20 protein-coding genes are annotated in these 17,333 nt (G+C 42.4%); 12 read left to right on the top strand and 8 right to left on the bottom strand.

Annotated elements, in window-relative coordinates; all coding sequences use genetic code 11:
• Nucleotides 1-9 precede the first annotated feature (9 nt).
• Nucleotides 10-165 (top strand): hypothetical protein, encoded by a 156-nt coding sequence (locus G457_RS22815; protein ID WP_155847155.1) that lies wholly within the window; start codon nucleotides 10-12, stop codon nucleotides 163-165.
• A gap of 9 nt (nucleotides 166-174) precedes the next feature.
• Nucleotides 175-882 carry a tetratricopeptide repeat protein gene (locus G457_RS0113105; protein WP_026946890.1) on the top strand — a complete coding sequence of 236 codons (708 nt, stop codon included), beginning with the start codon at nucleotides 175-177 and terminating at the stop codon, nucleotides 880-882.
• 50 nt (nucleotides 883-932) lie between these two features.
• Here the strand turns inward: G457_RS0113105 and G457_RS0113100 are convergent, their stop codons facing one another.
• The 3 genes from G457_RS0113100 to G457_RS0113090 all read right to left on the bottom strand — a co-directional run bounded on the left by G457_RS0113100 (nucleotide 933) and on the right by G457_RS0113090 (nucleotide 3,097).
• The gene (locus tag G457_RS0113100; RefSeq protein WP_026946889.1) at nucleotides 933-1,346 is read right to left on the bottom strand and encodes a DUF2784 domain-containing protein; all 414 of its coding nucleotides are present in this window, start codon (nucleotides 1,344-1,346) and stop codon (nucleotides 933-935) included.
• A gap of 101 nt (nucleotides 1,347-1,447) precedes the next feature.
• Nucleotides 1,448-2,638, bottom strand: coding sequence for a GTP-binding protein (locus tag G457_RS0113095; RefSeq protein WP_035483881.1), 1,191 nt, complete (start codon nucleotides 2,636-2,638; stop codon nucleotides 1,448-1,450).
• Nucleotides 2,639-2,644: 6 nt separating this feature from the next.
• The gene (locus G457_RS0113090; RefSeq protein ID WP_246628920.1) at nucleotides 2,645-3,097 is read right to left on the bottom strand and encodes a hypothetical protein; all 453 of its coding nucleotides are present in this window, start codon (nucleotides 3,095-3,097) and stop codon (nucleotides 2,645-2,647) included.
• A 101-nt stretch (nucleotides 3,098-3,198) separates the two neighbouring features.
• Between G457_RS0113090 and G457_RS0113085 the strand changes: the two genes are divergently transcribed.
• The 7 genes from G457_RS0113085 to G457_RS0113050 all read left to right on the top strand — a co-directional run bounded on the left by G457_RS0113085 (nucleotide 3,199) and on the right by G457_RS0113050 (nucleotide 10,690).
• Nucleotides 3,199-3,897, top strand: coding sequence for an ABC transporter ATP-binding protein (locus G457_RS0113085; protein ID WP_026946886.1), 699 nt, complete (start codon nucleotides 3,199-3,201; stop codon nucleotides 3,895-3,897).
• Between the two features lie 163 nt (nucleotides 3,898-4,060).
• Nucleotides 4,061-5,464 carry a DUF3526 domain-containing protein gene (locus tag G457_RS0113080; RefSeq protein ID WP_026946885.1) on the top strand — a complete coding sequence of 468 codons (1,404 nt, stop codon included), beginning with the start codon at nucleotides 4,061-4,063 and terminating at the stop codon, nucleotides 5,462-5,464.
• Entirely contained in the window at nucleotides 5,461-6,765 is a 1,305-nt protein-coding gene (locus G457_RS0113075; protein ID WP_026946884.1) for a DUF3526 domain-containing protein, read from the top strand. The genes G457_RS0113080 and G457_RS0113075 overlap by 4 nt, the downstream gene beginning before the upstream one ends.
• Before the next feature lie 188 nt (nucleotides 6,766-6,953).
• On the top strand, nucleotides 6,954-8,135 hold the full coding sequence (locus G457_RS0113070) for a metallopeptidase domain-containing protein (RefSeq protein WP_026946883.1): 1,182 nt from the start codon (nucleotides 6,954-6,956) through the stop codon (nucleotides 8,133-8,135).
• A gap of 86 nt (nucleotides 8,136-8,221) precedes the next feature.
• On the top strand, nucleotides 8,222-8,968 hold the full coding sequence (locus G457_RS0113065; protein WP_026946882.1) for an MBL fold metallo-hydrolase: 747 nt from the start codon (nucleotides 8,222-8,224) through the stop codon (nucleotides 8,966-8,968).
• Between the two features lie 20 nt (nucleotides 8,969-8,988).
• Nucleotides 8,989-9,426, top strand: a complete 438-nt coding sequence (locus G457_RS0113060; RefSeq protein ID WP_051260827.1) for a DUF2214 family protein — start codon at nucleotides 8,989-8,991, stop codon at nucleotides 9,424-9,426.
• Nucleotides 9,427-9,646: 220 nt separating this feature from the next.
• Complete coding sequence (locus G457_RS0113050; protein ID WP_026946880.1) at nucleotides 9,647-10,690, top strand: sensor histidine kinase; 1,044 nt, start codon at nucleotides 9,647-9,649, stop codon at nucleotides 10,688-10,690.
• A 164-nt stretch (nucleotides 10,691-10,854) separates the two neighbouring features.
• Here the strand turns inward: G457_RS0113050 and G457_RS0113045 are convergent, their stop codons facing one another.
• The 4 genes from G457_RS0113045 to G457_RS0113030 form a co-directional block, all read right to left on the bottom strand.
• The gene (locus G457_RS0113045) at nucleotides 10,855-11,946 is read right to left on the bottom strand and encodes a 6-phosphofructokinase (RefSeq protein WP_026946879.1); all 1,092 of its coding nucleotides are present in this window, start codon (nucleotides 11,944-11,946) and stop codon (nucleotides 10,855-10,857) included.
• Nucleotides 11,947-12,181: 235 nt separating this feature from the next.
• A complete protein-coding gene (locus G457_RS0113040) occupies nucleotides 12,182-13,024 on the bottom strand; it encodes an MBL fold metallo-hydrolase (RefSeq protein WP_155847154.1) in 843 nt (280 codons plus the stop codon).
• Nucleotides 13,021-13,413: a PAS domain-containing protein gene (locus G457_RS0113035; protein WP_026946877.1), complete on the bottom strand. Its 393-nt coding sequence runs from the start codon at nucleotides 13,411-13,413 to the stop codon at nucleotides 13,021-13,023. Before G457_RS0113035 ends, G457_RS0113040 begins: the two co-directional genes overlap by 4 nt.
• A gap of 97 nt (nucleotides 13,414-13,510) precedes the next feature.
• Nucleotides 13,511-14,623, bottom strand: coding sequence for a trans-sulfuration enzyme family protein (locus G457_RS0113030; RefSeq protein ID WP_026946876.1), 1,113 nt, complete (start codon nucleotides 14,621-14,623; stop codon nucleotides 13,511-13,513).
• 138 nt (nucleotides 14,624-14,761) lie between these two features.
• Between G457_RS0113030 and G457_RS0113025 the strand changes: the two genes are divergently transcribed.
• Genes G457_RS0113025 through G457_RS0113015 form a run of 3 tightly spaced genes read left to right on the top strand, consistent with a single transcriptional unit; the run spans nucleotide 14,762 to nucleotide 16,763 of the window.
• Nucleotides 14,762-15,292 (top strand): RNA polymerase sigma factor, encoded by a 531-nt coding sequence (locus G457_RS0113025; RefSeq protein WP_026946875.1) that lies wholly within the window; start codon nucleotides 14,762-14,764, stop codon nucleotides 15,290-15,292.
• Nucleotides 15,289-15,981 (top strand): hypothetical protein, encoded by a 693-nt coding sequence (locus tag G457_RS0113020; RefSeq protein ID WP_026946874.1) that lies wholly within the window; start codon nucleotides 15,289-15,291, stop codon nucleotides 15,979-15,981. The genes G457_RS0113025 and G457_RS0113020 overlap by 4 nt, the downstream gene beginning before the upstream one ends.
• Nucleotides 15,982-16,004: 23 nt before the next feature.
• Entirely contained in the window at nucleotides 16,005-16,763 is a 759-nt protein-coding gene (locus G457_RS0113015) for a hypothetical protein (protein WP_026946873.1), read from the top strand.
• 44 nt (nucleotides 16,764-16,807) lie between these two features.
• Here G457_RS0113015 and G457_RS0113010 read toward each other — a convergent pair whose 3' ends face one another.
• Nucleotides 16,808-17,290 carry a DUF4293 domain-containing protein gene (locus tag G457_RS0113010; RefSeq protein WP_026946872.1) on the bottom strand — a complete coding sequence of 161 codons (483 nt, stop codon included), beginning with the start codon at nucleotides 17,288-17,290 and terminating at the stop codon, nucleotides 16,808-16,810.
• Nucleotides 17,291-17,333 lie beyond the last annotated feature (43 nt).

The following is a 17,333-nucleotide window of genomic DNA, read 5'->3' as shown; positions in this document are numbered from 1 at the left end:
ATTCCCACTATGAAAAAAATAACCAAAAGAGAAATCATAGCCTTTATCCTAGGCCTATTTACCTTTATAGTCTTGGATACTGCATTGAACTGGGAGGAAGCCAAAGAAGCCATGCGAAAAGGATATGAGGATGGTCGTGACCGTGGACTGGAATCAGTAAAATAAAAACAATTTATGCCCCACCCCAACGAATTTTTCTCGAAGGAATTTGTCCTAAAACTTCATCGAGAGCTTCGCGATGCAGATACGGAAACCAAAGTCCAATTCACGTTGGATTATATTGAAACTGTCAAAGCAGACTATCCCCTTGAGCTAGTCGAGTACAAGACAAAGACCCAACTCGCATATATTTATTTTCAGCAAGAGGAGTTTAAAAAGGCTCTACCCCTCCTAGAAGAAATCAATGAGCTAGATGTCCCAAAGGATACCGCAGGAAAACACCTTTACATCCTCCTCCTTATCCGGACAAATCGGCTACTTGGAAATTTCAACGCGGCATTCTCTCACTTGGAGCAAAATTTACTTTCTGAAGGAAATCCAGATAAAGGGTTCGATACTTTAGATTTTTTGGAAGAGTACCAAAAGCTATGTCAAGATACCGGATGGGCATTTGATCCAAGATTCAAGGCTAAAATTGATTTTGTTGTTGAAAGTTTGGGCTTTGAAGCCATAGACCTGGATTCGCTTGAAATGATTGATTATTTAGCCAAAACCAATAGAGAATGGAATATCCGGATGGGTAAGATCATTCTGAAAAAGGATATTTCAGGAGAAGAAAAAACCCAATTATTCGAAGATTTCCTGAAAGAGTGTCCAATCAGGTGCTATAGAGATTATGTAAAAGACATGATCAATCACTACAAAAGTCGAAATCAGAATTGATTTGTAAAAGAGTCATACAACAGCCCTGATTCATTCTGCACAAACTTTTATCATTCAGAAATCTTTGCTGTAGATATCTTTTTCCTAAAATTCACCCAAATCGACATCCCAAATGCCAAAAGGGTAAATGCTAGGGTACCCATATCCACCCACTCTTGTTTGGGCTGCCAGTTTAGAAGTCGTTCCAAAAGGTAGCTGATATAAGAATTGGGCAGTCCTTCAGTCCCCATCTTTTCCAATACTTGCCAGTGCCAGTCAGTCAGCGGACAATAACCCCAACCGTACCAAATCCCCAGAAAACCCCATGAGAGTAGCGTGAGGCTAATCGTAATGAGGTGGGCTTTTCTGGTTTTTCTCCATACCCAACCAAAAAGATTAAAAAGGATAAGTACCGAATGAAAAATGACAAAAAACCAATCTGCAAGAAATAGCGGTAAATTCAATACTATGGTGAAAATCATCATTTAATGGATTTTCTACAAGATAGTAAAGCGTCAGTTTTTTCTCTTTTTGGAAAAAATCACATGCTAAAAAGCAAGTACTATTTCTCTAAAACTTTTTGGTTTCAAAAAGGCCAGGGATCTTTAATTTTGGCACCCTTTTCAAGCAAATCCAATTCTCTCTCGGTCATCAAACAGACAGTTAACTCAAAAGTGATTTTCCCTACTTCCGGGTATTGACCGATGAGGACCAACTCATTCATTCGATCACCAAAGCGCTTATCCCATCTCGACTCGATCCATTCCTGATTATCCAAATAAGATGCATAGCGAATCCGCTTTTGAAAAGGCATAGATGCCCACCAAACTCCTGCAGGTTCGGCTTTGAGACTACCTCCAGCCTGAGACCAGGAAATGGCCTCATTCATCCGGGAACCGATGTAAAATAAGCCTTTGCTTCGGATAATCGACGCCGGCCAGTCTGACTGAATGTAGTTCCAAAATCGCTGAGGGTGAAAAGGTCTTTTGTCCCGAAAAACAAAGCTACTGATCCCGTATTCCTCCGTTTCGGGAGTATGTTCTTTTTCCAATTCATCCATCCAGGCCGCTGAGGATGCCTCCTGGGCCTCGTCATACAAGCCGGTATTGAGGATTTGATTCAGTCCAACCTGCCCCCTTTCAGTTCGGATGACCTGAGCATTGGGATTGAGTTTCCGGATTATGGCCTCGAGCTCTTCGGCTTGTTCCTTTGGCACCAAATCACACTTGTTCAGCAAAATCACGTTGGCAAATTCGATCTGATCGGTCAGTAGATTGACAATGGACCGTTGATCTTCAGGGTCATCGTTCATCTGTCGAGTCCAAACGGTATCTCCACTGCCAAAATCCTTCGGAAAGTTAAAAGCATCCACGACTGTCACCAAAGTGTCCAATTGACTTACGTCTCCCAAGATCGCCTTACCTTCCTCATCCACAAAGGTGAAAGTTTGCGCCACTGGCAAGGGTTCAGATATTCCAGAACTTTCAATCAACAAGTAGTCAAAACGCCCCTCACGGGCAAGCTTGCCTACTTCCTCCATCAAATCCTCCCGTAGTGTGCAGCAAATGCAACCATTGCTCATTTCTACCAGTTTTTCCTCAGTTCGGGAAAGGGTATTTCCCTGCTGAATGACTTGTGCATCCACATTGATTTCACCCATATCGTTGACGATTACGGCTACTTTCAACCCTTCTTTATTATTCAAAACATGGTTAAGTAAAGTGGTTTTTCCAGCTCCCAAGAATCCGCTCAGTACAGTTACGGGTAGTTTTTTCATAGTCAATCAGATAATAGTAGCATTTTGGATAATGAAGGTCATTTCTTCCACATCTGTGGCATTTAGCTCTAAAATCCCTCTGACCTCCACGATTTCATCGACCTTCATTCGAGGAACTTTTGATTGCAAATAGACCACGGCAACAGATTCAGGTCCTGCTGCTCCACAAAAGAAACATTCTGCCATAGGGTACTTGGACAATACCAGCATTTGGGAGTCGATAAGGTCCAGAGGAATATAGAATCCCCTCAATACCACCTCTTTACCTTTTAAAGCTTTCAGTTCCTCAGTAAATTCAGGATAGAAGAAATACATCCCAAAATCACGGTTTAGCTTTTCTTTGAAAGGAACACGTTGAAACATGCTCCATAGGTCCTCTTTAGGTTGAGTTTGGAATTGAAAACCTATGCCTCCAAACAACAGAAGCACTGAGACCAATATGTTTAAAATGATTTTCATTAATGTTTTGCAACAAAGTTGCAATTTTTAACAATAACTTTCCCTCTGTTTAATATTTTTTTTGCAACTTTATTGCACTTTCACTTCATATCTACTCATTTATGCTTGAAATTCAAGGAGTAACCAAAAAATTTAAACAGCAAACTGCTGTGGATGGGCTGTCTCTTTCCATTCCAGAAGGAGAAGTTTTCGCACTTCTTGGGCCCAATGGAGCCGGGAAGACGACCACATTAAATCTGATTTTGGGTTTTGAAAAAGCCGATCAAGGTAGCATCCTTGTAGATGGGATTGATGTAGCCAAAGATCTTGGAGAGGTCAGAAAGCGATTGGCCTTTATTCCTGAAAATGTACAACTCTACCCTCATCTTTCCGGGAAAGAAAACCTCGCCTACTTCTCTCAATTAGCCGGAATCCAATACAGCGATGAGCAACTTAAGAATCTTCTTTTGGAAGCGGGGCTTCAGGAGAAAGCCCATGACTCGCCCATATCTACCTACTCCAAAGGTATGCGCCAAAAGGTCGGGGTGGCTATCGCCTATTCCAAGAAGGCAAAACTCCTGCTTTTGGATGAACCAGCTAGTGGATTGGACCCGCTTTCCAGTGCAGAATTATCCCAACTCGTCCGAAAAGTGGCTGCGCAGGGAGCTACTGTCTTGATGGTGTCCCATGATCTTTTCCGGGTAAAAGAGACGGCCGACCGGGTGGGAATTTTCAAGAATGGAGAACTGAAAAAAATTGTCAAAGCCAGCGAGGTCACTGCCAATGACCTGGAACTTATCTATCAAGGAATCGTCGTATAGCCATGAAATCGAGCCTTTCTGAAGCAGACAGGCATGTCGAAAGCAACATACAATTGTATATGCCTATGGATCGGGGAATTCATTCGACCTACCTACCGCGAGCAGGAATTCTGCCGATTCTCAGGATAGGCTATATGACCTCTAAAAAACAAATTATAAAAAGATGAAATCAATCCTATCCACCGAATGGAAAAACCTCCTCCGAATGCCAGGGATGGTTTTTGTCTTACTCGTACTGGCAGCAGCCCTTGGATTCACTGCTTGGGCTGGTCTGGAGGAGTATCGGGTAGTAGCCCGGATGGAGACAGAAGCCAAGACCCATCTCCGTCAACAATGGGAATCCATGGGGCCGAGCAATCCGCACTCTGCTGCACACTACGGAACCTATGTTTTCAAGAAAAATCACGCACTCACGGCTTTTGACGAAGGTGTGAATGGCTATGTCGGTCGAACACTTTACTTGGAAGGCCACCGGCAAAACGAACTGGTGCAGAGTGATGCGGCTCAGGGAGACATTCTTTCCCGATTTGGCAAGCTCCGACCTGCATTGATTCTTCAGATCATCCTGCCACTTTTGCTCTTGCTTTTTGCCTTCCAATCCGTCCGAGGCGAGCGGGATGCCGATCGAGTTAGGATTTTGCTGGTGCAGGGAGTTTCTTATTCCAAGATTCTCTTCGGAAAACTTTGGAGTCTGTGGATTCCGGGGATGCTGTTTGTACTGATCACTTTGGGGATTCAAATAAGCTTACTGGGCTTTTCGACTCACCTTCTGGGAAGAGCATTACTATTGGCTATCGGGTATGGCTTATTTTATTGGATAGTCATCGCCTTGGCCCTTTGGCTGAGTTCCAAAACTGAAAAATCCTACACAGCTCTCTCCTGGTTGCTTGGAATTTGGATCGTTTGGGTGGTTTTTTACCCAAAAGTCACCTATTCTGTAGCCGCCTTACTCTATCCCTTACCGGATAGGGTGGAATTTTCCGCAGGCATGAAAGAAGACAGAAGTGCGCTTTTGGACGGGCATAATCCAGAAGAAGAAGCTCTGAAATCCCTGGAAGACAGTGTACTCCAAGCTTATGGCGTCAGTTCTAAAGAAGAACTCCCCATCAATTTTGACGGACTGCTGATGCAGGCAGATGAAGAGTTTGGCAACCGGGTATGGGACAAGCATTTCGGAGAGCTTTACCAGCAGATGCAAAAGCAAAAAAGCCTGGTACAATGGGCTTCCCTGCCCAATCCTTTTGGCAATCTGCAAAGTCTGAGCATGGGTGCGGCAGGCACGGACAATTTTCACCAGGTGGATTTCCTACAAGAGGCCGAGTCCTACCGAAGAGTTTTTATCCGCACGCTCAATGAGCGCCATGCCTACGGAGGGTCCCGAACCGGTGACTGGGGACACAAGGAGGATCAGGAATTTTTCAATTCCATCGCGGACTTTCAGTATGCTGAGCCTCCTTTTCTTTCCCTTATAAGCCAACAAATGCCCTCCTTACTTCTATTATTAGCTTGGATAGGACTACTCGGAATCGGACTGGCGAAGGTAAAACCTAAAATCTCTGCGCTATGAAGCTACACCAAACAATTCGCTGGGAGTGGAAAAACATTCTCTCTTCCCCTTTTCTAAAAAGTATCATCTTGATATTTTTCCTAGCCTCGGTCTATGGCTTGTATAAGGGAAAACAGGTTTATTCCCATCAAAAGGAGGTTTTGGAACGTCTACATTCCGAGTCAGAAACCCAAATAGCAGAAGCATTAGAGCTGTATCAAGCCGGAAAGGTAAGTCCAGATGATCGCCCTTGGCTGAATATCCGCACGCCATTTTATGCCTATTTGATTTATTTGCAACCTTTGGTAGGATTGAAACCAAGCCCTCTGATGGTTTTTTCTGTGGGCCAGGCTGAGTCTTTCCCATTTTTCAAACGAGTTTCGGTGTTCAGTTCACCCTACGATCATGACCTAGCCCCAGAAATCAGCAATCCAGAACGGATTTCCATCGGTAGCCTGGACTTTGGCCTGATATGGATTTATCTCCTTCCTTTAGTGCTAATTGCATGTGCCATGCGGATTGGGAGCTTTGAGCGGGAGGTGCAGCTTTACAAGCTAATTGGCATCCTAGGAAACGAAAAGAAATGGAAAATCCAGCGATTTGTCGCTTTGGCTAGCTTCTTTTTGATCCTTCTGGGTCTGCTTCTCCTGATCGGCTGGTTCATGGGAGAAATGAAAGCTTCGGTTGCAGAAATCGGCACCATGGGCTTTTGGGCTGGCCTTTACCTTTTCTTTTGGTTGGTTTTAATGTTTTTCCTTTCCGAATTCCGACTTCATCAAACCGGGCAGGCTTTGATTTTCTTCTTGGCTTGGATTCTTTTTGCACTACTCATCCCCGGAGCGGTACAGCTGGCCCTAGCCCTGCAGTTTCCCAATACACTGTCACTGGAAATGATCGATGCCAAGCGAAGCGGAAGAACAGAAATCTATGAGCAGGAGTTTGAAACTACCAAAAAAGAAATTTTACAAAAACATCCAGAATTAGACCGAAGCCTGCCTGATAGTCTCCGAACAGAAAGAGCCTTGGAAGGAATCTACATGATGGCCTATCGCGAATACCTTAGCGAAGTAACCCATAAGCTCGACTCTGTCCAATCTGAAAAAGTTTCCCTTTCCAGGGCTTGGTTTCCTGTCAATCCGGTGTCTTTCTTCCACCATCGCCTCAGTCACCTCGCAGGTACGGATTATGATGCCTATCAGCAATTCAAAGATCAAATCACCCAAAAAGCTGAGCAACTTCACAATCTGATTTTCTACCAAGAATGGGAAGGAATGGTCGTAGATGAAAAGGTTTTTCTAGAAACCAGGAAAGCTCTGGAATAAAAATCTCAAATTTCACCTTGCACTAGTTCTGTTTTTGATCTTAGCCCCAGTCAGTGGCATACTTACCCAGAATGCAGCCCCCAAAGTAGCCTCATGCAAAGTCCAGACAAGAATCAATCTCTGATCTCGAAAATCACTTATCTGAATCAGTTTTTAGCTTGATTTTTCACATCATCAAACGAAAAAATATGAAATCCGACATAAAAAAAATCTCAATAAATAAGCTAATGATCTATTTGATTTTAATCGTCATTTATTTCTCAAGCTGCGCAAATGTCAACAAATCCAATTTAGCGGAAGAACAAAGTCAAATTGAAAAGCAGAATTGCAAACTGCCTAGAGTCGTGGATGGAGCTATTGCCCTCGGCTTTCCAAAGGTAGAAGGATTAGCCCCCTCCACGGGAAAGGTAACCATGACAGTTCTCTTTGCGGATTTTGATGATTTCCCCTCTTCTACAAGTACAGATAGCCTTTTTTCAGTAATTAACCCTATTGCGCCTGAGTTTTTCAAGGAGGTTTCATACGGCCGAATAGAATTGAATCTGGTACCATATCACAAATGGTTGCGATTGAGCAGGCCTTCCACTTATTATGGGACTGCAATCTATGAGTTTGAACCTCACCGGGATTTCATCCAAGAAGCGGTGGATTTGGCAAAAGATGAGATTGACTTTGGTGATACAGACATTGTATTAGTCATGTCAAACCCCAAAGCAAAAGCTATAGCAGTGGGTCCTGTTTTTAAAACTTTGGATCCCAATTGGCATATTAAAGCTCCCGGAGCAAATATGTCAGTAGGCATCACTTCGGGCTATGATTTGAACTACTGGGGAGGACTTTGGCTAGCACATGAAATAGGACATACTTTTGGTTTACCTGACCTTTATGATTTTGAAGGTGAAAACTTTCTTAAATCGGTGGGAACGTATGGCATAATGGGTACTCAAGCAGGGAATGCGCCGGGCCATTTTGCCTTTGAGCGCTGGGTTCTTGGTTGGATTGATGATGATCAAATCTATTGTCATGAAAATGGGGAAGCGACCATCAAGTTGGAAGCTATTGAAAATCCGGGAGGAATAAAGGCGGCAGTGATCCCAATAGATAGCACAAGCGCATTAATGATAGAAAGCCGGAGAAAAATTGGTTTTGATATAAAAACAAAAGAAGGCGCTTTAGTCTATCTCGTCAACACGGCTCTTCCAGGAGGCAGTGGCCCTATTAAAGTAAGACCGGGTTTTGAAAGTGAATATGAATTCCTTCAAGATGCTCCTTTGGTCAAAGGTGATATTTATACTTTTCAGGACATAACTATAGAAGTGATGGAATCAAGTCCAAAAAGTGACTTAGTCAAGATATGCACTGAAAATTAGATAACAATTAAACTTTGTATCTTTAGTGAGGTTGAACATTTAGTAGAAAATAAGCCATGAAACCTCACTTTAAATCCAAAATTGAAATGATAAAGAAAGCTCTCACACTGTTTTTAGTAGTTTTTTCATTTTTCGCACAAGGTCAAGATATCGTCAAAACTGATCGCTCCCAAGTAGAAATCAACCCAATTTTGCATGGTTCGTTGGCTCTTGAATATAATGATCTGACCATCTTCGTTGATCCTTATGGTGGAGCGGAGCGATTTGAGTCTTTTGGTCCCGCCGATCTGGTATTGATCACAGATATCCATGGTGATCACCTCAATCAGGAAACCCTCGATGGTCTAGATCTTTCTCAAGCTACTATAGTTGCCCCTCAGGCAGTCGCAGCGCAACTTCCTGCTGAGAAATATAAAAGTATCGTAGTGATCGGGAATGGAGAGATGAAAAGCATTTTGGGACATAATGTGGAGGCTATTCCCATGTACAATCTACCAGAGACAGCCGATAGCCGCCATCCAAAAGGACGAGGCAATGGCTATATTGTAGAGCTAGATGGCAAAAAATTCTATTTCTCAGGAGATACAGAGGATATTCCCGAAATGAGAGCTTTGGAAGGGATCGATGTTGCCTTTGTATGCATGAACCTTCCTTACACCATGGATGTGGATCAGGCTGCTAGTGCCGTATCGGACTTTAAGCCCAAAGTCGTTTATCCTTACCATTATCGGGGTACAGGAGGTCTGGCAGATGTTGAGAAGTTTAGATCTCTTGTCAATTCGACTGCCCCTGGAGTAGATGTAAGATTGAGAAATTGGTATCAAGAGAATTAAATTACACCGGACTAACCCTGATGGAAATCCTGCTCCGCTACCTCCACTTCATCTCCGTCATCACCCTTTCAGGAACTTTGATTGCTGAGTTTTTTCTTTTGAAGAGTTCTTTAGAGAAAAAAGAGATTCGTCTACTAGGCCAAATTGATGCAGTCTATGGCATTTCTGCCCTGATTCTGCTAGGCGTAGGTCTGACGCTTTGGCTTGGTGGATATGGAAAACCAACTGCGTTCTACAGCGAAAATCCAACCTTCCACCTTAAGCTTGGCCTGTTTGTATTGATCGGCCTGATTTCAATTTACCCGACAGTTTTTTTCATCAAGCAAGGAAAAGGTGAGTCAGAGGATCAAGTCGAAATCCCCCGCATGGTTCGATGGTCCTTAAATGCCGAACTGATCCTACTTGCTTGCATTCCATTATTAGCTGGATTGATGGCAAAGGGTATTAATATTTTCTGAGGACTTTTTCGCAGAATCTATTCGATTTTTCTAAAAGTCAGAAAACTATCAAATAAGTCCACGGAAATTCGGTTTTGATCGTTCTTTAATGTTGTAATTAAGGAAACTCCCTTCTTTCCAAAAGCCCAGGAAGCTTTATCCATAATAGGGGACTTTCTTTACTTTTCCATACAAAAATCCTTATAATTAAACTCAACCGAACCAAATACCCATTCTAACCATGTACGTCTATCATTTACTTTCTAGGATCAGTAAACTTTCCAAATACAGCTATAAGTTTTTGTTCATAGCTTTTTTGGGAATCCATATCCCCCTAATCGGAATCATTATTTATAGTCTCTTAGGCAATCATGTTGAACTTACTCAAGGACAGATTATTTTTTGGATCTTGATCTTCACTCTTATCGCCACAGGAATCACACTCTACCTATTAAATCAACTTTTGGCTCCTTTGATTCTAAGTAAGGAGGCCTTGGAGAACTATATAGAATCAAGAAAACTCCCCAGCCTTCCTAGTGGGTATAAAGATGAAGCGGGAGTCCTGATGCAGAAAGTCCAAAATACATTGGTGACCATGGATGAATTGGTTCAGGCAAAAAATGATATGATTGAATTAATTTCCCATGATTTGAGATCTCCTATCAATCGAAACCTAGGCCTGATCGCATTGGCAATTAGTGAAAATCAAGAATCCGAAATTGATGAATACCTAAAAATGATTGAGAAGGAAAGCAAAAAGCAGATTAACCTACTTGGACATCTTTTAAAGCAGCTTGAACGTGAAGAAATTGAAATCGGGGAGGATCAAAAAGAAATAGTCTTACTTAAAAATCTCATAACTCAAAAGCTAGAAACACTTGCTGATATCATCAAACAAAAGCGATTACAAGTAAACATCAATATTTCAGATCAACTTAAAATCAAAGTTGACAAGGAACTTTTTGGTCAGGTCCTGCAGAATTTGATTCACAATGCATCCAAATTTTCCAATTCAGAACAAATAATCGAAATCTCTGCCGAACAAGAACCTAACCATCTTAAAATCAAAGTAAGGGATTTTGGAATTGGCTTTTCTACTGAAAACTCTGAGAGACTTTTTAGACGCTTTACAGATATGGGAAGACTGGGAACTCAAGGAGAAGAAAGTACAGGAATAGGCCTTTATTTGAGTCGTAGAATAATCGAAAGACATTCTGGATCTCTAAAGGGATCTAGTGATGGGAAAAATAAAGGAGCAACATTTGACATCATAATCCCTAACTAACTAAGCAATAAAAGATTAATCCTCAGAATCAGATTTCGCTTAAACGGCACTTTTCACCTTATTCGAACATTAATCAAAACTTTGATAAAATTTTTACTCATCTGAATTCTGGAGTCATTTTCCTTAAAACCAGCTAGATCAAAATAAAACTAAACCTGAATATTCTAATCCCCAAAACACATCCCCATTCCTTTGGCTGCATGAACCAAAGTACCGGATGGATCTACCACATTGTAGGTACTAATCGCTTCCTTGATCGGAGCTGAGGAAAAGTCATTATTTCGAAGCACGACCAATTGACCGAATTTTCCATCCAAAACCAATTCCATCGCTTTCACTCCAAAAACAGAGGCTATCACTCTGTCAAAAGCAACTGGAGTGCCTCCACGCTGGATATGCCCAAGAATCGTCTCACGGATATCTGCTTCCAAGCCCGCATCTTTGAGCTGCTGGCTGAGTGTAAAAGCAACTCCACCTAATTTTACTGCCTGCCGTCCCTCCTCACCTTTCGTGGAGGTAATCGTCCCATCTTTGGCATACGCGCCTTCAGCGATGACAATATTGACAAATCCACGTCCATCATCATAGCGGGACTTGATTCGATCAATTACCTTTTCTAAGTCGTACGGAATCTCCGGTATGAGGCAAATTTCAGCTCCTCCGGAAAGTGCTGTGTAGAGAGCAATCCAACCAGCATTTCGACCCATCACTTCCATAATCATCACCCGATGATGACTTGCTGCGGTAGTGACCAACCTGTCCAATGAATCTGAAGCCACCTGAACTGCTGTCTGAAAACCAAAAGTAAAATCCGTGGAAGACAGGTCATTATCAATCGTCTTTGGCACGCCTACTACTGGTATGCCTTGCTCAAATAGCGCTTGGGAAATTTCCTGTGAACCATCCCCTCCAATATTAATTACAGCATCAAACCCTTGATTTTTGATTTTCTGAATCAATACAGGGAGACGATTCTCAATTTCAATCGTTCCATCTGCTTTTTTGACCGGAAATCGCATTGGGTTGCCTTTGTTGGTAGTACCGATTAGAGTGCCACCTTGCACATGGATTCCAGCGGTATTGGATTCATTTAGCTGCATCAACCTCGGAGGATCTTCCATCAGCCCGTTGAAAGCCTCAAAACTTCCCCAAACCTGCCATTCACCAGTCTTTGCTGCTCTTTTGGTGATTCCTCGGATCACTGCATTCAGTCCCGGACAGTCTCCACCGCCGGTCGTAATCAATACCTTTTTCATGTGTTTATAATTTCCTTTTTAATTGTCACATAGCTTGTCCCGAACTTGATTCGGGAGAATCCCTGCCTGCAGAAGGCAGGTCGCAAAATATATACATTCCAGTGTGTGACTTTGTAGTCATGCCTGCCGGTAGTCAGGCTCGATTTCATATTCTTGTGGTAATAGATTTCTCTTGCAAAAAGAAGAAATCAAGAGTAAAAACCAACTTAAAACTCCATCAATAAGGTACAAAAGCTCAAGTACCAAAAATATACTCAGCACCCTCACGACACATCTCGACCGAAAAATCGAGTTCCTTCCCAGCTAGCCTTTCAGCGAGAATCTCATCCAACCGGGAGTCTGTATTGTTGGGTTCATGATGAAAAATCCCCAAATGCTTCACATTACACATGCTTGCAAACTCAATGGTATCCTGAACAGCACTATGCCCCCAGCCAGCTTTCTCCTCATACTCAGCTATGGTGTAGGCACCGTCATGAAGCAACAAGTCTGCTTTTTTGGCAATTTCATACCCACTGGTCCATTCTGGATCATTCGGAAAATCGTTTGACCCCAATCGAACCTCATGGTCAGGAATGTAAGCCAAGACAGTATCCCCATGACTGATTCTAAAACCTAAAGTAGGCCCTGGATGACAGACAAATTCTGAATGAATAGCAAAACTCCCAATTTGGATTTGGTCGTCAGAAAGCTCGTGAATAATGGGATGATTGGGTAAATCTCCCAATCTCACTGGGAAAAGCGGCGGTGAAAAGTATTTTCGAAGTCTTTGGAGAAGTGGAGTATCAGAGGTACTTGGTCCCCATAAATGCACCTCGACGTTTGGATTGTACAAAGGCAGAAAGAAACCTAGCCCCATAGTATGATCAATATGTAAATGGGTAAGAAAAATATGAATCTGCCGAACATCTTGATCTAAAAACCTCCCTAATCGCTGAATACCTGATCCTGCATCTAAAACCAAACAAGTCTCTCCATCCGAAACCTGCACACAGGATGTATTCCCTCCGTAAAAATTATTCTCTGGACCTGGCGCAGGAAGGGAACCACGACAACCCCAGATTTTGACTTTCATCATTCATCAAGGGTCCAAAAGATTGCCATTGCTCCTAGAAAGCGGTCAGGTCTTGCGATAATGGGAAATGCGGTGACTTGAATATGTTCATCTCTCCCCTGCATATTCTTAATAAAGAAGCTACCAGAAGTAGGTTTTTTGGTTTGAAGTGTTTGCACAAGCGGAAGACCTTCAGGGGAGATGAGTTCTCCTTTTTCATTGTATGGAGTAAAAATGGTAGCCCATTCTTCTACCCGCATTCCTCCTGTCTCACCAAATTTCAACCCAAAAACAGTCTCGGCCGATTCATTGTAAAACAATAAATTCCCTTCCGTATCAACAAGAAAAGCAGGTAAGGAAATCGTATCAATGAATTGTCGACCCAAAATCAACTCCAAAGGTTGTGCTGGCATATCAGTAGAACATTGTCCAAAATCAATTAAAAGTTAAGAAAATTCTTGAAATAATTATTTTATAATTAAAAAACTCTATGAATTAGATTAAGTCGATTCAATTAATTTTAGAAAAAGCCTGATCTAAATCCTCCAACAGATCGTCTGTATGCTCCAAGCCAACTGAAACCCGGATCAAATTCGGAGGCGTGAGGGTATCAGGCCCCTCCACCGCTGCTCTTCGTTCGATAAGACTCTCTATTCCACCTAAGCTTGTTGCGTTTGCAAAGAGTTTTAACTCGGAAATCAATTTATCCGCAGCCTCAGCACCTCCTTTGACCTGAAAGGAAACTACCCCTCCAAAACCGCTCATTTGAGAAGCGGCTATCTCATGTCCGGGGTGACTTTTTAGGCCTGGATAGAAAACTTTTTCCACTATCGGATTTACCAGAAAGTAATCCGCCAATACCATTGCATGCTCGGCATGTCCTTTCATCCGGTAGGCCAAGGATCGAATGCTCCGAGCCAACCAGTAACAGTCACTGGCAGAAGGTACAGCCCCTCCTACTCGTTGAATGGTTCTGATTTTTATCCAAAAATCATTTTGCTCTTTGGTCACCAAAGCTCCTCCAAGGATATCACTATGCCCTCCAAAATACTTGGTACTACTATGCATGACGATATCTGCTCCAAGCAAGAGTGGATTTTGGAAAACAGGAGTCGCAAAAGTATTATCACAAGCCAAAATCGCTTGATGCTCATGAGCGATTTCTGCAATTCTTCGGATATCACTGATCTTCAACAATGGGTTAGAAGGAGTCTCCACCCAAATAAGTCTTGTATTCGGTTGAAGCGCAACTTTGATAGCTTCCAGATCGCTCATATCTACAAAACTGACTGTGTGAATTCCCTTGAAAAGCTTGGTCATGGAATTATGTAGACCATGATACATATCATCCGGTGCGATGATATGTGAGCCAGGCTCGAGTGCCTGAAACACGGCAGTTCCGGCAGCATTTCCAGAGGAAAAGGCCGCGGCATCAGCTCCCTGCTCTAGGGAGGCAATCAATTCTTCAAGGGAGATTCTATTGGGATTACCAGCTCTGGTGTAAAGTAAACCGGCTTCATTTCCATGCTCAAAAGTGGTACTAAGGGTAATTGGCTGTACCACGGAGCCAGAATTATCAGTCACATGGTTACCTTTATGGATGGCGCGCGTTTCGAATTTCATATCTAGGTATTTCTGGAAATTTAAGAAAACCATTTGGAATGAAAACAGGAGAAAAGACACACAGTATTTAATATTTTTTCTTAGAGCCTTTCCAACCTTTCCGCTACGAGCTGACTCTTAAAGTTAGAAAAAGCTAAAATGAACCAAATCCAACTAGATTCTGAATTGATTGAGCGGGTGATTTCTCAAGAGAGAAAAGCTCAATTTCAGCTCTTTGAGCTAACAAAAAGGATGGTTTATTCGCTCGCTTTTCGAATGCTGAATGATGAGGAACTTGCGCATGATGTACTTCAGAACACTTATGTCGAAGTCTTCCAACAAATACGAAACTTGAAGCATCCGGAAGCTTTGATTTCTTGGATGAAAACGATCGCAGCAAGAAAGTCCATCAAGGCTGGAAAAAGGCAGTTCGAATTTGATCAGCTGGACCAGCATCATGATCCTGTAGACAATCAATTCGATTCTTGGTTTGATGGGGAACTACTAGATCAAGCGATCAGAGCATTACCTCCGGGGGCTCGTGCAGTATTTATGTTGACAGCGGTGGAAGGTTACTCTCACAAGGAAGCGGCAAACCTTCTCGGGATCTCAGATAGCACTTCCAAATCCCAATTGAACTATGCAAAGAAGCTGCTGAAAACTCGAATTCAAACCTTACTACGAGCATGAAAAATCTACCAGAACACGAACCGCAGAGCAACAGCTGGGAAAGAATCATGCAAAAGAAAGATTTTGATTCTCAGTTGAGTAAAAACCTAGAGGAACTTCCTTCCTATGCTCCCTCTGATTTGGCTTGGGATAAGATTGAAGAAAAGCTCGACGGACAAAAGAGAGTTTTCCCTTGGAGAACATTCATGATTGCAGCCTCGCTTGCCGCATTATTCCTTGTGGCTTTCTTCCTAGTCAGGCAAGAAACTGTTCAGTTTGAACCTCAACAGCCAATTGCTGAATCAATTACTGAAAGACAAGTGCCAGAAACCGACACTGCTCAAAAGACAAAACCATTAGATCAGAATCAAATCCTTTCTAATTCAAATGAAAAAGAATCAGTCCCTGAAATAATTACCCAATTATCTCGGAGAAGAGAATTTGTTCCAAAGATTTCTTCTAGACCACCCATTTTGGTCAGGACTGAACTGACTGTAAAAGGAATGGATCTGGAAGCAAAGGAAAAATATAATCCCATCGCTGAAACCAAGGACGAAACTTACCATTCGGTCGCCATTTCCTGGGGTCTTGATAAAATCAAGTTTCAGGTAAAAACAAATTTTGGAGCTCAAGACCCACTATTGCTAGAATCCTCCAACACTGAGAAGCGGGATTATCAAGCCCGAATCAGACTTACCCCGAAAAAGTAAACTAGACTAAACGAACTATCAAAATGAAACGATTCCTACTTATCGCGCTATTCCTATGCCTTTCTGGCTCTATCGGCTTTGCCCAAGAACTGCAAAATAAACTTCCAAAAAATCACCAGGCATGGGCGGACAGAAGCTTTCCAATCACCGATACCTTGGCTTTTGATTTCCCAAATGAGGGAAAGCTTCTTATTCTTTTCAATCGAGAAGAATTTACGCCCGAAATGCTAGAGGAAGAGTTTCGACCTTTGCTGGAGCAGGCCACCCAATTTCCTGCTTTTGAAACTCATGTTTATAGACTATGCCAAAATTTTTCACCAACTAGCTTAAATCGAGTAAAAAAGGATGTTGAAAAAAAATACTCGAAATGGCTCACTTCAATTGAATTAGGCTTTCCAGTAGGTTTGGATTTTACAGCGGGAAAATTTACGCCCGAGATCGGATTTCAGGCAGCATTAAGCCTGCCCGGATTTCAAATAGGCGGTTCTATCACCAATACTGTTTATTTCCCTGAGTCAGAGTCTGGATTTTCGGTCAACAGCAACTGGTTTGTCAACGCCGAGTACCATTGGAAACCGGGAAGCCTATACGCCAACCAACATCAAACCATACAGGTTGGGTATTTACTCAATAACTCCAACAGTCAGCTTTTTGAAGGGACTACGATGAGAGCCACCTATAAGCAAACTTTGAGTAGATACATGAGTGTACAGGCCGGAATAGTTGGCACAAAAAATCTAACCACCTTTTATCCAGTATTGGGATTCAGAATCAGATTCTAGAACCTTAAAAAACAAAAAGAGCCGTTTCTGGCTCTTTTATTTTTTTATCTAATTCGATCAACCGACCTGACCAAAGCTTCATCCTTACGGATAAAACGATTAGCCAGCATATTGAAGACCATCGCTGCCAAGACTACCCAAAAACCCAACTGATAAGTGCCGGATGAAGTAGCATTGATGGCAGAATTGATTCCATTAGTCGTCAGAAATACTGCTACAACCAAGCCAACCATCACTAGGCTATTGATCATATTAAACAGCATCTGCCGAGTGCGATTTTTATACTGAAAAATAGAAATTAAGGCCATCAGACCTGCAAAAGCAGCCAAAGTCGCAATATACCACTTGGATGATTCCTGAATTACCTCGCCTGAGGAGTCGAGATTACTGAGCATAAATGCAGATAATTGCCAGGAATCATCAGTCCCTGAACCCGTCTCTGTTTGCACCCAAAGGGTGGAGCCGATGGTAACACCCATACAGATGACTACTAGGAAAAGAAATATGGTTTGAACGCGTTGGATCATTTTATTAATTTTTTGGCAAAGAAAAGGCCAATTCCCCGCTTTC

This window comes from Algoriphagus marincola DSM 16067, from assembly GCF_000429405.1.
In the GTDB taxonomy this organism is placed as follows: Bacteria; Bacteroidota; Bacteroidia; order Cytophagales; family Cyclobacteriaceae; genus Algoriphagus; species Algoriphagus marincola.
This window is presented reverse-complemented; position numbering and strand designations above follow the sequence as displayed.

Bases quoted from the DNA above. Each gene is read 5' to 3' on its own strand.
- G457_RS0113030 (WP_026946876.1), bottom strand. From the start codon at position 14,623: ATGAAATTCGAAACGCGCGCCATCCATAAAGGTAACCATGTGACTGAT.
- G457_RS0113105 (WP_026946890.1), top strand. From the start codon at position 175: ATGCCCCACCCCAACGAATTTTTCTCGAAGGAATTTGTCCTAAAACTT.
- G457_RS0113035 (WP_026946877.1), bottom strand. From the start codon at position 13,413: ATGCCAGCACAACCTTTGGAGTTGATTTTGGGTCGACAATTCATTGAT.
- G457_RS22815 (WP_155847155.1), top strand. From the start codon at position 10: ATGAAAAAAATAACCAAAAGAGAAATCATAGCCTTTATCCTAGGCCTA.
- G457_RS0113050 (WP_026946880.1), top strand. From the start codon at position 9,647: ATGTACGTCTATCATTTACTTTCTAGGATCAGTAAACTTTCCAAATAC.
- G457_RS0113010 (WP_026946872.1), bottom strand. From the start codon at position 17,290: ATGATCCAACGCGTTCAAACCATATTTCTTTTCCTAGTAGTCATCTGT.
- G457_RS0113040 (WP_155847154.1), bottom strand. From the start codon at position 13,024: ATGATGAAAGTCAAAATCTGGGGTTGTCGTGGTTCCCTTCCTGCGCCA.
- G457_RS0113065 (WP_026946882.1), top strand. From the start codon at position 8,222: ATGATAAAGAAAGCTCTCACACTGTTTTTAGTAGTTTTTTCATTTTTC.
- G457_RS0113085 (WP_026946886.1), top strand. From the start codon at position 3,199: ATGCTTGAAATTCAAGGAGTAACCAAAAAATTTAAACAGCAAACTGCT.
- G457_RS0113020 (WP_026946874.1), top strand. From the start codon at position 15,289: ATGAAAAATCTACCAGAACACGAACCGCAGAGCAACAGCTGGGAAAGA.
- G457_RS0113095 (WP_035483881.1), bottom strand. From the start codon at position 2,638: ATGAAAAAACTACCCGTAACTGTACTGAGCGGATTCTTGGGAGCTGGA.
- G457_RS0113100 (WP_026946889.1), bottom strand. From the start codon at position 1,346: ATGATGATTTTCACCATAGTATTGAATTTACCGCTATTTCTTGCAGAT.
- G457_RS0113090 (WP_246628920.1), bottom strand. From the start codon at position 3,097: ATGAAAATCATTTTAAACATATTGGTCTCAGTGCTTCTGTTGTTTGGA.
- G457_RS0113075 (WP_026946884.1), top strand. From the start codon at position 5,461: ATGAAGCTACACCAAACAATTCGCTGGGAGTGGAAAAACATTCTCTCT.
- G457_RS0113025 (WP_026946875.1), top strand. From the start codon at position 14,762: ATGAACCAAATCCAACTAGATTCTGAATTGATTGAGCGGGTGATTTCT.
- G457_RS0113015 (WP_026946873.1), top strand. From the start codon at position 16,005: ATGAAACGATTCCTACTTATCGCGCTATTCCTATGCCTTTCTGGCTCT.
- G457_RS0113045 (WP_026946879.1), bottom strand. From the start codon at position 11,946: ATGAAAAAGGTATTGATTACGACCGGCGGTGGAGACTGTCCGGGACTG.
- G457_RS0113080 (WP_026946885.1), top strand. From the start codon at position 4,061: ATGAAATCAATCCTATCCACCGAATGGAAAAACCTCCTCCGAATGCCA.
- G457_RS0113070 (WP_026946883.1), top strand. From the start codon at position 6,954: ATGAAATCCGACATAAAAAAAATCTCAATAAATAAGCTAATGATCTAT.
- G457_RS0113060 (WP_051260827.1), top strand. From the start codon at position 8,989: ATGGAAATCCTGCTCCGCTACCTCCACTTCATCTCCGTCATCACCCTT.